The organism is Pseudomonas sp. lyk4-TYG-107 (genome assembly GCF_030209055.1).
GTDB classification, from domain to species: domain Bacteria; phylum Pseudomonadota; class Gammaproteobacteria; order Pseudomonadales; family Pseudomonadaceae; genus Aquipseudomonas; species Aquipseudomonas putida_A.
On sequence record NZ_JARVST010000037.1, the window covers coordinates 15718 to 27911 of the forward strand.

Here is a 12194-nt window from a genome sequence, read left to right on the forward strand (position 1 = left end):
ATGACCGGTATTACCGGGACGTCGCGAGCGGCTATCGAGAAATCGATTGGCAAGGCAGTTGACGCCCGTGTCAGGTTCACCGGGCTTCTTAGAAACGCGAGTGAGCGGACGATCTCGTCGTGGATTGCCGTGCTCGACGCGTATTGCCAACTCTGAAACAAGGAAGTCCCACCATGGCTCAAGCCAAAGCGAAAACCAGCAGCGCCTATGACGAAGTGAACGCCTTCAGCCACCTGTACGACCGTGGCGTCGGCCTGGTGAACGGCAAACCGTCGTTCACCGCCGATCAGGCAGCCGACGAAATCCTGCGCAAAAACCTGTCGTGGCACGACAAGAACGGCGACGGCAAAATCTCCCTGACCTACACCTTCCTCACCGAGAAACCGGCGAACTACAACCCGAACCTCGGCAACTTCAGCCAGTTCAGCGCGCAGCAGAAAGCTCAAGCCGTGCTGGCCATGCAATCCTGGGCCGACGTGGCCAAGGTCACGTTCACTGAAGGCAAGGGCGGCGACGGCCACATGACCTTCGGCAACTACGACGTCAGCACCGGCGGCGCAGCGTTCGCCTACCTGCCGAGCGGCGGCAGCTATGACGGTCAGTCGTGGTACCTGATCAACAATCAATATCAGGTCAACAAGACCCCGGACACCAACAACTACGGGCGTCAGACCCTGACCCACGAAATCGGCCACACCCTTGGCCTGTCGCACCCGGGCGCCTACAACGCCGGCAATGGCAACCCGACCTACAACGACGCCAAGTACGCCGAAGACACCCGTGGCTACAGCCTGATGAGCTACTGGAGCGAAGCCAACACCGACCAGAACTTCAGCAAGGATGGCAGTGGCGCCTACGCCTCGGCACCGTTGCTCGACGATATCGTGGCGGTGCAGAAACTCTACGGCGCCAACTATGCAACCCGCGCCGATGACACCACCTACGGTTTCGGCTCCAACGCCGGCCGCGATTTCTACAGCGCCACGTCGGCGGCGTCGAAAGTTGTGTTCTCAGTGTGGGACGGTGGCGGTAACGATACGCTGAACTTCTCCGGCTTCACCCAGAACCAGAAGATCAACCTCAATGAGGGTTCGTTCTCTGACGTTGGCGGGCTGGTCGGCAACGTATCGATTGCCTATGGCGTGACCGTGGAGAATGCGGTTGGCGGTTCGGGCAATGACCTGCTGATCGGCAACTCGGCCGTTAACCATCTGTTCGGCGGAGCCGGCAACGACATCCTTTACGGCGGTGGCGGCGCGGATGTGCTGTGGGGCGGCGAGGGCGCAGACACCTTCGTGTTCGGTGCGGCCAGCGACTCGACCAACAACCAGCCGGACTGGATCATGGATTTCAAGAGCGGCGTGGACAAGATCGACCTCTCGGGCATCGCCGCGTTTGCCACGGGGGCGGCGTCACTGAACTTCGTCAGCAGTTTCACCGGCCATGCGGGCGATGCGATCCTGACTTACTACGCGCAGAACGGTCAGACCGGGCTGCTGGTCGATCTGACCGGGCAGGGGCAGGTTGACTTTGCCGTGGGTGTGGTAGGCCAGGCGGTGGCGACTGATATCGTGGTTTGATGCCAGAAGAGCAGCCCTCACCCTAACCCTCTCCCCGTGGGAGAGGGGACCGATCGGGGGATGCTGAAAACATACGTCGACCTGATTGCACTTCGCTGAATCCACAATCGATAAAGCACTTTCAGGTCGGTGTAGAACGAAATACACCTCGGCAGGCTCCTTCTCCCTCCGGGAGAGGGCTGGGGCCGGGGGGCTTTGGCCGTTCGGCTGCAAAATCACCCTGGTCTGAACCTATGAGCTATACCTGAACCGGTCTCTCTGCGCCGTATTCAGGAGTAACCCCAATGAGCACCACCGGCCTCAATCCCGTCATCACCCTCGAAGAACTCCCCGGTTGCCTGCTGGTGAAATTCCACGGCATCCAGGTCGCGGCGTCCTCGCATGTGCTGGTTCTCCATGAAGCCAACTACCCGCCGGTGTACTACGTGCCCCGCGAAGACATCGACGAGAAATACTTCGCCCGCACCGACCACACCAGTTACTGCCCGTACAAGGGCGATGCCAATTACTTCAGCCTGCAAGTGCCGGGGCATGAGGGGGCGAATGCGGTGTGGACTTACGAAAATCCGAAAGTCTCGGTCGCGCCGATTCGTGACTACGTGGCGTTTTATCCGGATCAGGTGAAGTTTGAGGTGATCAAGGCTGACGCTTAGTTACTGGAGGGAGAGATTTAATTGTGGCGAGGGGATTCATCCCCGATGGACTACGCAGTAGTCCCCTTTTTCAAGGGGGGCGCTACGCACCCCATCGGGGATAAATCCCCTCGCCACAGGTTTTTTTACCAAAGGATCATGTTTCAGATTCAGTTCTTATCGAGATCGATATTCTTCGTTTCCCGCAGACAAATCATCCCCACCACCAGGCTGACCCCGGTAATCAGCACCGGGTACCACAGCCCATAGAAAATATCCCCGGTGTACACCACCAGCGCGAATGACACCGTTGGCAGGAATCCACCAAACCAGCCATTGCCGATGTGATACGGCAGGGACATCGAGGTGTAGCGGATGCGGGTCGGGAACAGTTCGACCATCAGCGCAGCCAGCGGGCCGTAGCACATGGCCGAGATGATGATCAGCGCGACGATCAGCGCCACGATCATCGGTTTGTTGATCTGTTGCAGGTCGGCCTGTTGCGGGTAGCCGGCGAGGGTCACCGCGCCGCGCAGGGCGGATTCGTCGTAGCCGTCGATTTTCACGTCGCCGACGCTCACCTGCACGCCGCTGCCGGCCGGGGCGGCGACGCTGGAGTAGGGCAGGCCCTGCTTGACCAGGAAGGTCTTGACCTTGTCGCACGGGCTGTCGAATTTGGCCTTGCCCACCGGGTCGAACTGGAAGGTGCAGGTCGCCGGATCGGCCAGCACGGTGATCGGCGCCTGACGGCTGGCCTGATCGATAGCCGGGTTGGCATAGTGCGCCAGGGATTTGAAGATCGGGAAGTACAACGCGGTCGCCAGCAGCAGCCCGAGCATCAGCACTGGTTTGCGTCCGACCTTGTCCGACAGCCAGCCGAAAATGATGAAGAACGGCGCGCCGATCACCACGCTGATAATCAGCAGGCTGTTGGCCACCGCCGGGTCCATTTTCAGGAACTGGGTGAGGAAGAACAGCACGTAAAATTGCGCAGCGTAGAAGGTCACCGCTTGCCCGGCGTTGATGCTGAACAGCGCGATCAGCACGACCTTGAGGTTCTCCCATTTGCCGAAGGATTCGCGGATCGGCGCTTTCGAGGCTTTGCCTTCCTCTTTCATTTTCAGGTACGCCGGCGACTCGTGCAGGCTCAGGCGGATCCAGGTGGAAATGCCCAGCAGCACGATCGACAGCAGGAACGGGATGCGCCAACCCCAGACTTCAAACTGATCGCCAGTGAAGTAGCGGCAACCGAGCACCACCAGCAGCGACAGCAGCAGGCCGAGGGTTGCAGTGGATTGAATCCAACTGGTGTGGAAGCCGCGTTTGCCGATTGGCGCGTGTTCCGCCACATAGGTCGCAGCACCGCCGTATTCACCGCCCAGGGCCAGACCCTGAAGCATGCGCAGCACCACCAGAATGATCGGCGCGGCAATGCCGATGCTGGCGTAGGTCGGCAGCAGGCCGACGCAGAACGTGGCGATCCCCATCAGAATGATGGTCGCGAGGAAGGTGTATTTGCGCCCGATCATGTCCCCCAACCGACCGAACACCAGCGCCCCGAACGGCCGCACGATAAACCCGGCGGCAAAGGCCATCAGCGCGAAGATGAACGCCGTGGTGTCGTTGACCCCGGCGAAAAACTGCTTGCTGATCACCGCCGCGAGGGCGCCGTAGAGGAAGAAGTCATACCACTCGAACACCGTCCCCAGGGACGAGGCGAAGATGACTTTGCGTGTATCCGGGCTGGTCTCCGCGCTGCGCACGGCGTCCAGCGGCTGAGCGTGTTCTGACATATCGGTATCCCTCACAGTGATTGTTTTTGTTGTTCCACTGGTGTTGCGTGTCCGGGTACTGCGTGATGCCTTGAATCTGCTGATTCCTGTGGGAGCGAGCCTGCTCGCGAAGGCGATGTGTCAGTCAACAATTATGTTGAATGTGCTACCGCATTCGCGAGCAGGCTCGCTCCCACAGGGGGAATGTGTAGAGGTCCTGAAAGGATCAGCTGCGCCGCCTTCTCGGCAATCATCAGCGTAGGCGAACAGGTGTTGCCCGAGGTGATGCGCGGCATGATCGAGGCGTCGGCGATGCGCAGGCCGGGCACGCCATGCACGCGCAATTGCGCATCGACCACCGCTTCCGCGTCATTGCCCATGCGACAGGTGCCGACCGGATGGAAAATCGTCGTGCCGATGCGCGCGGCCGCTTCGTGCAATTGCTCCTCGCTTTGCAGGTTGTCGCCGGGCAAGTATTCCACCGGTTTGAACGCTTGCAGGGCCGGGGCGCTGACGATGCGTCGGGTCAGGCGGATCGCATCGGCGGCCACGCGCAAATCCTCGGGATGGCTGAGGTAATTCGGTTGAATCAGCGGTGCGTCCTGCGGGTCTGCCGAACGGATGTCGATGCGGCCACGGCTCTGCGGACGCAGATCACACACCGACGCGGTGAACGCCGGAAAGCTGTGCAGCGGCTCGCCAAAACGCTCCAGCGACAGCGGCTGCACGTGATACTCAAGGTTGGCGGAAGTCTGCTCCGGCCCGGATCGGGCAAATGCTCCGAGCTGACTCGGCGCCATCGACAGCGGCCCGCTGCGGTCATACAGATAACGCAGGCCCATGCCCATCTTGCCCCACACGCTGCCGGCGATCTGATTCAGGGTCCGAGCGTTCTGCAGTTTGTAGATCAGGCGCAGTTGCAGGTGATCCTGCAGATTGCCGCCAACCCCCGGCAGCTCATGAATCACCCCGATGCCGAGGCGCTCGAGCAGCGGACGCGGGCCGATCCCGGAGCGCTGCAGAATGCTCGGCGAACCCACGGCGCCAGCGCACAACACAATCTCCTTGCGCGCCTTGAAGCTTTTCACCTGACCTTCGTGACGTGCGCTGACTTTTGAAGCACGGCCGTTTTCCAGCAGCACCCGATCCACTTCAACCCCGGTCAGCACCGTCAGATTGGCCCGCTCGCGAATCGGTTTGAGAAAAGCCTTGGCCGCGTTCCAGCGCACCCCGGCCTTCTGGTTGACCTGAAAGTAGCCGCAACCCTCGTTGTCGCCCTGATTGAAGTCGTCGATGCTGGCGATGCCGCTCTGCTCGGCGGCGCTGCGAAACGCGTCGAGAATCGGCCATGACAGCCGCTGTTGCTCGACCCGCCATTCACCCTTGGCACCGTGAAATTCAGCGGCGCCGGCAAAGTGGTTTTCGCTCTGTTTGAACAGCGGCAGCACGTCGTTCCAGGCCCAGCCCGGATTGCCCTCGGCGGCCCAGCCGTCGTAGTCACCAGCCTGGCCGCGCATGTAGATCATGCCGTTGATCGAGGAGCAGCCACCGAGCACTTTGCCGCGTGGGTAGCTCAGGCTGCGACCTTGCAGGCCGGGTTGCGCTTCGGTCTTGAAGCACCAGTCGGTGCGCGGGTTGCCGATGCAGAACAGGTAACCCACGGGGATGTGAATCCATGCGTAGTTGTCGCGTCCGCCGGCTTCGAGCAGCAACACCCGCTGCTGTTTGTCTGCCGACAGTCGATTGGCCAGCAGGCACCCGGCGGGGCCGGCGCCGACCACGATGTAGTCGTATTCTTCAAGGGAAGTCTGCATTCCCTGACCTCGCTTTTTGTTTTTATTGTCGGACACTCTAGTTGTTAGCTTTCGTTAAAAGAATGTTAGTTTTTGCGCAGCCGCTGTGCGTTTTCAAACAGCCTGGATTGACGATAGCTGACAAGGACACCCCATGTTCGACTGGAATGACCTGCGGTTCTTTCTGGAGTTGCAACGCAGCGGCCGCCTGCTCACCGCTGCCCGGCGCTTGAACACTACTCACGCCACCGTGGCCCGACACATCGAGGCCATCGAAAAAAGCCTCGGCACCGCGCTGTTTGTCCAGCACGCCCAGGGCTATGAAATGACCCCGGCCGGCGAGGCGCTGCTCAAGCACGCCGAAGCCATGGAGAACGTCGCACTGCTGGCCCAGGAAGAAATCACCCAGTCCACCGCACCGCTGGGCAAGATCCGCGTCGGCGTCACCGAAGGGCTGGGCATCAAGTTTCTCGCCAGTCGGATGATCGGCCTGTTCGAACGCTATCCGGGGCTGGAAGTGGAACTGGTCGCCGTGCCGCGCTTCGTCAGCATCCTCAACCGCGAGGCGGAAATCAGCATTCATCTGGAGCGCCCCGCGGCGGACATGCTGGTCACGCGCAAACTCACCGACTATCGGTTGGCGCTCTACGCCAGCCAACGCTACCTCGACAACGCACCGCCGTTGCGCAGCCGCGAAGACCTCGCGCGGCATGCGTGGATCGGTTATGTCGATGATTTGCTGTTCAGTCAGGAACTGATGTTCCTCAACAGCTTCTGCCGCAGCCCGCGCGTGGTGTTCCATAGCACCAGCGTCATCGCCCAGCAGGAAGCGGCGCGCTCGGGATTGGGCATTGCGGTGTTGCCTTGCTACATGGCCGCGTCGGATCCGGATCTGGTGGCGTTATTGCCGGATGACAGCATCGAGCGCAGCTACTGGATCAGCACCCGGCGCGAGCTGCACAAGTCAGTAAGGTTGCGGGTGGTCTGGGATTATGTCGTCGGCCTTTGCGAGGCGGAGCAAGGCCTGTTGCGCGGCTAGTCCTGCCCTGCACAAATCCCCCTGTGGGAGCCAGCCTGCTGGCGAAGGCGGTGTGTCTGTGACATAGGAATTGACTGACACTACGCCTTCGCGAGCAAGCCCGCTCCCACAGGGTTCTGCGGTTGTTGCCTTACTGGATCAGCACCCGACGCGAGCTGCACAAGTCAGTAAGGTTGCGGTTGGTCTGGGATTATGTCGTCGGCCTTTGCGAGGCGGAGCAGGAGCTGTTGCGCGGATAGTCCCGCCCACACAAATCCCCTTGTGGGAGCGGGCTTGCTCGCGAAAGCGGCATGTCTGTGACGTAGACATCGACTGACACTACGCCTTCGCGAGCAAGCTCGCTCCCACAGGGGGGGGCTGCGGTGTGGCTTGAATTCGGGGTTGAATAATATATGGATATCCGTATATTCGGTTTTCCATATGTTCGAGCCCGCCCCCCATGCTCACCCCCACAGAACTGTTCAAAAGCCTGGCCGATGAAACCCGTGCCCGCGCCACCTTGCTGATTGCCGAGCAGGGTGAGCTGTGTGTCTGCGAGCTGATGTGCGCCCTCGACGACAGCCAGCCGAAAATCAGCCGCCACCTCGCGCAACTGCGCAGCAATGGGTTGTTGCTCGATCGCCGTCAGGGTCAGTGGGTCTATTACCGGCTCAACCCGGAGCTGCCGGATTGGGTTCACCAGATCCTCAAGGTCACGGCCACGGCCAACGCCGATTGGCTCAAGGACAATGCTTGTCGCCTGCACAACATGGACGGCCGTCCTGCCCGCGAAACCGCGTGCTGCTGAATTTCAAATATCCCCGGAGCTATCCATGCGTGTCCTGTTCATGTGCACGGCCAACAGTTGCCGCAGCATCCTTTCCGAAGCCATGTTCAATCATCTGGCGCGCGAGGGTTTCGAGGCGGTGAGCGCCGGCAGTTTCCCCAAGGGCCAAGTGTTGCCGCGCAGCCTGACGACGCTGCAACAGGCCGGTATCGCTATCGACGGTTTGTACAGCAAAGGCAACGACGCCTTTGAAGGCAACCCGCCGGACATCGTCATCACCGTCTGCGACAAGGCAGCGGGCGAAACCTGCCCGGTGTACTTCGGCCCGGCGATCAAATGTCATTGGGGGCTGGAAGATCCCTCTGATGTGAGCGGTGACGAGGCCGCAGTGGACGCCGCGTTCCGTGCCACGCTGGCGATCATCGAGCGCCGCTGCGCAACCTTCCTCGGTCTTCCTTTCAAATCACTCAGCCGCGTTGAGCTTCAGCGCGAACTGGATCGCATCGGCTCCCTCTGAGCCGGAGGACATATGTCAGAGCACTTGCCCAATCTTGATCACACGCTGTTCGAAGGCCCGATCACATCACCTTCGCACGAACACAAACCGCGCATCCTGCTGCTCTACGGCTCGACCCGCGAACGCTCCTTCAGCCGTCTGCTGGTGGAGGAGGCCGCACGCTTGCTGGAGCACTTCGGTGCCGAGACGCGCATCTTCAATCCGTCCGGTCTGCCGTTGCCTGACGACGCCCCGGTCGACCATCCCAAAGTCCAGGAACTGCGCGAGCTGGTGCTGTGGTCGGAAGGTCAGGTCTGGTGTTCGCCGGAACGCCACGGCGCGATGTCGGCGGTGTTCAAGGCGCAGATCGACTGGATTCCGCTGGAGCTCGGCGCGGTACGTCCGACCCAGGGTAAAACCCTCGCGGTGATGCAGGTCTGCGGCGGTTCGCAGTCGTTCAACGTGGTCAATCAACTGCGCGTGCTGGGGCGCTGGATGCGCATGTTCACCATCCCCAATCAGTCTTCGGTGCCCAAGGCGTTCACGGAATTTGACGAGGCGGGGCGGATGAAACCTTCGCCGTTTTATGATCGCGTGGTCGATGTGATGGAAGAGCTGGTGAAGTTCACCGTGCTGCTGCGCGAGCGCCAGGATTTTCTGGTGGATCGCTATTCCGAACGCAAGGAAAGTGCCGAGCAGTTGATGGCGCGGGTCAATCAGCGCTCTATCTGAAATGCACAAACCTTCTAGCCTCAACCCGCCAATTGTGGATTACTGGCCCCAGCCCACCACTGTACGCACGCCATGAGCAACTGGATCGACCTTGCCCGCGACCGGGAAACCGGCATCGAAACCCTGCACGCGCATTTCGCCGGGCATGCACACGCCTACGATCCGCACTGGCACGAAACCTACCTGATCGGCTTCACCGAGCAAGGCGTGCAGCGCTTCAACAGCCGTCGGGCGCGGCATGACAGCACGCCGGGCAAGGTCTTCATGCTTGAACCCGGCGACATCCATGACGGCGATGCGCCGAGCCCGGACGGCTTCACCTATCGCATGCTCTATCTGCAACCGACATGGCTGGAGCAGGCGCTGGACGGTTTGCATCTGGGCAGCTACGGCAGCGGCTTGCCGGGGATCGGCAGTGTGCTCAACGATGATCCCGAACTGGCCCGGGCCACCTTGTTTGCCTTCAATGCGCTGCATAAGCAGGACGTGCGCATGGTGCGCGATGTGGCACTGGATGCGTTGCTCGAACGACTGGCGATTCACCTGTACCGGCGACCGCAACCGACCGCTGCCAACCGTGCGCCATTGATCGCCCGGCAGGCACGCGATTACCTGGTGGCCTACCACGAGCAGGACATCAGCCTGCAAACCCTGGCCGACGTCTGCGGCACCGACCGCTTTCGCCTGACCCGCGCGTTCAAGGCTGCTTATGGACTCGCGCCGCACGCGTGGCTGATCCAGCTGCGCCTCAGTCGTGGCCGGCAAATGCTTGCGGCCGGCATGCAGCCAGTGGAAGTCGCCAGCCGCCTCGGCTTCGCCGACCAGAGCCATTTGGGCCGCTGGTTCGTGCGTGCCTACGGCATCACGCCGGGCGCCTATCAGCAACGCGCCATCGGCACGTTTCGACGCTGAACAAACGTTCAAGACCGTCACCTTGCTCAACCATCACAGTGGGCCCTGACTTTCTACAGGGCCGTGCCATGCTTGCGTTCATCCTCTTTGCCTTCGTTGCCTCGATCACCCCGGGGCCGACCAATCTCATTGTCCTCAGCACCAGCGCCCGACGCGGCTGGCGACCGTGCCTGCCGATCATTCTCGGCGCGGGGGCGGGCGCCGCGTCGTTGGTGTGGGTCGCCGGTGCGGGCGCCAGTGCGCTGATGCTGCCCGGTGTGCGCCCGGTGATCAGTGCGCTGGGGATGGGCTGGATGCTGTGGCTGGCGTGGCAGATTTTCACCGCGCCGGCCACCGCCATCGATCCCGCCGCCGGCGAGGAAAAACCCGAACTGGGCCTGCTCGGCGCCGCGCTGCTGCAATGGGTCAATCCCAAGTCGTGGATGATGGCGATCGCCGTGATCAGCGTGTTCACCGCGCAAGGGCAGGGCTTGAACGCGTTGTGCCTGGCGTTCTTTCTGGTGTCGTTGCCGTGCCTGGCGCTGTGGGCGTTGCTCGGTCGCGGTGCGGCGCGCTGGTTGAACAATCCGGCGCAGTTGCAGTGGCTGAACCGGATTCTGGCGGTGTTGCTGGTGGTCTCATCCGCCGCTGCGTTGCTGCACAACTGAGGCGATGGTTTGAGTGAGAGAGCAGAGGTTTTTTTCACAAAATTTGCAGGTGAAGTGAGGATAATGAGCGGGCAATCTGCAGGGGGTCTTGAGGCTGCAAGGGCAGGGTGGTGCAATCGGTTCGCCCTGCCATTGCGACGAGACCGTCGCTCACGACAATCACGAGGCACGTTATGACTCGCGACACCGCCGTCACCCGTTATGGAAAACTCTCAATCACCCTGCACTGGCTAATGCTGGCGTTGTTTGTTGGCGTCTACGCCTGCGTCGAAATCAAGGGCTTCATGCCCAAGGGCAGCGAAGCGCGCGGCCTGCTGATGGGATTCCACGGCCTGTTCGGCACGAGCATCTTCGTCCTGGTCTGGGTGCGCCTGCTCGGTCGCTTGACCCCACGCCCGCCGATCACCCCCAAACCGCCTGCCTGGCAGACCGGCATCTCGCACCTGATGCACCTGGCGCTGTACGTGCTGATGATCGCCACGCCGATCCTCGCCTGGCTGATGCTCGCCGCCGCCGACAAACCGTTCCCGTACTTCGGCTTCCACGTCCCGGCACCAGTCGCCATCAACCCGGACTTCGCCAAACAGCTCAAGTACTGGCATGAAACGCTGGGCAGCGCCGGCTACTGGCTGATCGGCTTGCACGCGGCAGCGGGGCTGTTTCACCACTACTGGGTGCGGGATAACACGCTGGTGCGAATGTTGCCGGGCCGCACCGAATAACCCTGACCTCCTTCAACCCCCAATCCCTGTGGGAGCGAGCCTGCTCGCGAAGGCGATGTGTCAGCCACTGATGATGGCGTCTGACACGGCCCCTTCGCGAGCAGGCTCGCTCCCACAGGTTTTTGTGGTGTCTCGAAGAGCGCTGCAGTTGCCCGAATCACACTTCGCGTCCACTCTACGGCATGCCGACAAGGAGCGTCGCCGACCCTCCGTCGTGACCCAAGGGAGCTTGCAGCATGAGCGAAGACAACAAGGTAAAAGGCCCGGCGTCGTACTTCCCCTCCATCGAAAAAAAGTACGGCCAGCCCATCGATCACTGGCTGAACCTGCTCGCCGGCATCACCGACAAGAAACACATGGAACTGGTGGCGTGGCTCAAGGATGAACACGGCATGGGCCACGGCCATGCCAACGCGCTGGTCGCGCACCATTTGGCCGCAGGCAAAAAGTGAGGGCAGGGCAGCGATGAATTTCTCCCACCGGCCAGTGACGGCCGACGACGTCAAAACCCTGTGCGGCTTTCCGCAGGGCGTTCAAGAGTTGTACTTCATGTTCCCGAAAGCGCAGTACCCGCTGACGGAAGAACAAATGCACACCGCGATCAGCCAACGCTTCGACTCCACGGCGTTTCTGGCCAACGGCGAGTTCGTCGGTTTCGCCAACTTCTACCGTGCCGAGCACGACGGGGTCTGCTGTATCGGCAACGTCATCGTCGCGCCTTATGCCCGTGGCCAGGGTGTCGCTCGCTACATCGTCGAAACCATGACCGCGGTCGGCTTTGAAAAGTATCAGGCCAGGGAAGTGCAGCTGTCCTGCTTCAACGAAAACACCGCAGGGTTGCTGCTCTACCCGAAACTCGGCTTCGTGCCGTTCTCCATCGAAGAACGCCCGGCACCGGGCGGCAGACGCGCAGCCCTGATCAACATGACCCGCCACCGCCAATAGCCATCCCCCAATCCCTGTGGGAGCCGGGCTCGCCCGCGAAGACGCCAGCCCGGCCAGACGCCCTCCCGAGCCTGACCCAAAACCTGTGGGAGCGAGCCTGCTCGCGAAGACGCCAGCCCAGTCAAAACGAGTTCCCGAGCCTGACCGCGAACCTGTGG

General features: G+C 61.5%; 13 protein-coding genes. 11 read left to right on the plus strand and 2 right to left on the minus strand.

Annotated features, from left to right (window positions below):
• Nucleotides 1-173: 173 nt before the first annotated feature.
• Nucleotides 174-1580, plus strand: a complete 1407-nt coding sequence (locus tag QRN61_RS26675) for a serralysin family metalloprotease (RefSeq protein WP_285376278.1) — start codon at nucleotides 174-176, stop codon at nucleotides 1578-1580.
• A 284-nt stretch (nucleotides 1581-1864) separates the two neighbouring features.
• A complete protein-coding gene (locus tag QRN61_RS26680; RefSeq protein WP_103368892.1) occupies nucleotides 1865-2233 on the plus strand; it encodes a DUF427 domain-containing protein in 369 nt (122 codons plus the stop codon).
• Nucleotides 2234-2382: 149 nt separating this feature from the next.
• Here the strand turns inward: QRN61_RS26680 and QRN61_RS26685 are convergent, their stop codons facing one another.
• Nucleotides 2383-4005, minus strand: coding sequence for an MFS transporter (locus tag QRN61_RS26685; RefSeq protein ID WP_285376279.1), 1623 nt, complete (start codon nucleotides 4003-4005; stop codon nucleotides 2383-2385).
• A 131-nt stretch (nucleotides 4006-4136) separates the two neighbouring features.
• Nucleotides 4137-5798, minus strand: coding sequence for a GMC family oxidoreductase (locus tag QRN61_RS26690; protein ID WP_285376281.1), 1662 nt, complete (start codon nucleotides 5796-5798; stop codon nucleotides 4137-4139).
• Between the two features lie 133 nt (nucleotides 5799-5931).
• On the opposite strand from QRN61_RS26690, the gene QRN61_RS26695 reads away from it, so the two are divergent.
• From QRN61_RS26695 to QRN61_RS26740, 9 genes are all read left to right on the plus strand, one after another.
• On the plus strand, nucleotides 5932-6816 hold the full coding sequence (locus QRN61_RS26695; RefSeq protein ID WP_045122518.1) for a LysR family transcriptional regulator: 885 nt from the start codon (nucleotides 5932-5934) through the stop codon (nucleotides 6814-6816).
• Between the two features lie 439 nt (nucleotides 6817-7255).
• Nucleotides 7256-7603 (plus strand): metalloregulator ArsR/SmtB family transcription factor, encoded by a 348-nt coding sequence (locus QRN61_RS26705; protein WP_134786699.1) that lies wholly within the window; start codon nucleotides 7256-7258, stop codon nucleotides 7601-7603.
• 25 nt (nucleotides 7604-7628) lie between these two features.
• Entirely contained in the window at nucleotides 7629-8099 is a 471-nt protein-coding gene (locus tag QRN61_RS26710; RefSeq protein WP_103368888.1) for an arsenate reductase ArsC, read from the plus strand.
• Nucleotides 8100-8111: 12 nt separating this feature from the next.
• Nucleotides 8112-8810: an arsenical resistance protein ArsH gene (gene arsH / locus QRN61_RS26715; RefSeq protein WP_285376283.1), complete on the plus strand. Its 699-nt coding sequence runs from the start codon at nucleotides 8112-8114 to the stop codon at nucleotides 8808-8810.
• Nucleotides 8811-8882: 72 nt separating this feature from the next.
• On the plus strand, nucleotides 8883-9722 hold the full coding sequence (locus QRN61_RS26720; RefSeq protein ID WP_027611739.1) for a helix-turn-helix domain-containing protein: 840 nt from the start codon (nucleotides 8883-8885) through the stop codon (nucleotides 9720-9722).
• 68 nt (nucleotides 9723-9790) lie between these two features.
• Nucleotides 9791-10369: a LysE family translocator gene (locus QRN61_RS26725; RefSeq protein WP_285376286.1), complete on the plus strand. Its 579-nt coding sequence runs from the start codon at nucleotides 9791-9793 to the stop codon at nucleotides 10367-10369.
• Nucleotides 10370-10542: 173 nt separating this feature from the next.
• On the plus strand, nucleotides 10543-11091 hold the full coding sequence (locus QRN61_RS26730; RefSeq protein WP_285376287.1) for a cytochrome b: 549 nt from the start codon (nucleotides 10543-10545) through the stop codon (nucleotides 11089-11091).
• A gap of 236 nt (nucleotides 11092-11327) precedes the next feature.
• Nucleotides 11328-11543, plus strand: coding sequence for a DUF4287 domain-containing protein (locus QRN61_RS26735; RefSeq protein ID WP_150368900.1), 216 nt, complete (start codon nucleotides 11328-11330; stop codon nucleotides 11541-11543).
• 13 nt (nucleotides 11544-11556) lie between these two features.
• On the plus strand, nucleotides 11557-12036 hold the full coding sequence (locus QRN61_RS26740; protein WP_253150204.1) for a GNAT family N-acetyltransferase: 480 nt from the start codon (nucleotides 11557-11559) through the stop codon (nucleotides 12034-12036).
• The last annotated feature ends 158 nt before the right edge of the window (nucleotides 12037-12194 follow it).

What these genes read in the sequence shown, in the direction of transcription:
- arsH (WP_285376283.1), top strand. Translation starts at nt 8,112, where the DNA reads ATGTCAGAGCACTTGCCCAATCTTGATCACACGCTGTTCGAAGGCCCG.
- QRN61_RS26675 (WP_285376278.1), top strand. Translation starts at nt 174, where the DNA reads ATGGCTCAAGCCAAAGCGAAAACCAGCAGCGCCTATGACGAAGTGAAC.
- QRN61_RS26705 (WP_134786699.1), top strand. Translation starts at nt 7,256, where the DNA reads ATGCTCACCCCCACAGAACTGTTCAAAAGCCTGGCCGATGAAACCCGT.
- QRN61_RS26680 (WP_103368892.1), top strand. Translation starts at nt 1,865, where the DNA reads ATGAGCACCACCGGCCTCAATCCCGTCATCACCCTCGAAGAACTCCCC.
- QRN61_RS26735 (WP_150368900.1), top strand. Translation starts at nt 11,328, where the DNA reads ATGAGCGAAGACAACAAGGTAAAAGGCCCGGCGTCGTACTTCCCCTCC.
- QRN61_RS26695 (WP_045122518.1), top strand. Translation starts at nt 5,932, where the DNA reads ATGTTCGACTGGAATGACCTGCGGTTCTTTCTGGAGTTGCAACGCAGC.
- QRN61_RS26730 (WP_285376287.1), top strand. Translation starts at nt 10,543, where the DNA reads ATGACTCGCGACACCGCCGTCACCCGTTATGGAAAACTCTCAATCACC.
- QRN61_RS26725 (WP_285376286.1), top strand. Translation starts at nt 9,791, where the DNA reads ATGCTTGCGTTCATCCTCTTTGCCTTCGTTGCCTCGATCACCCCGGGG.
- QRN61_RS26710 (WP_103368888.1), top strand. Translation starts at nt 7,629, where the DNA reads ATGCGTGTCCTGTTCATGTGCACGGCCAACAGTTGCCGCAGCATCCTT.
- QRN61_RS26690 (WP_285376281.1), bottom strand. Translation starts at nt 5,798, where the DNA reads ATGCAGACTTCCCTTGAAGAATACGACTACATCGTGGTCGGCGCCGGC.
- QRN61_RS26685 (WP_285376279.1), bottom strand. Translation starts at nt 4,005, where the DNA reads ATGTCAGAACACGCTCAGCCGCTGGACGCCGTGCGCAGCGCGGAGACC.
- QRN61_RS26720 (WP_027611739.1), top strand. Translation starts at nt 8,883, where the DNA reads ATGAGCAACTGGATCGACCTTGCCCGCGACCGGGAAACCGGCATCGAA.
- QRN61_RS26740 (WP_253150204.1), top strand. Translation starts at nt 11,557, where the DNA reads ATGAATTTCTCCCACCGGCCAGTGACGGCCGACGACGTCAAAACCCTG.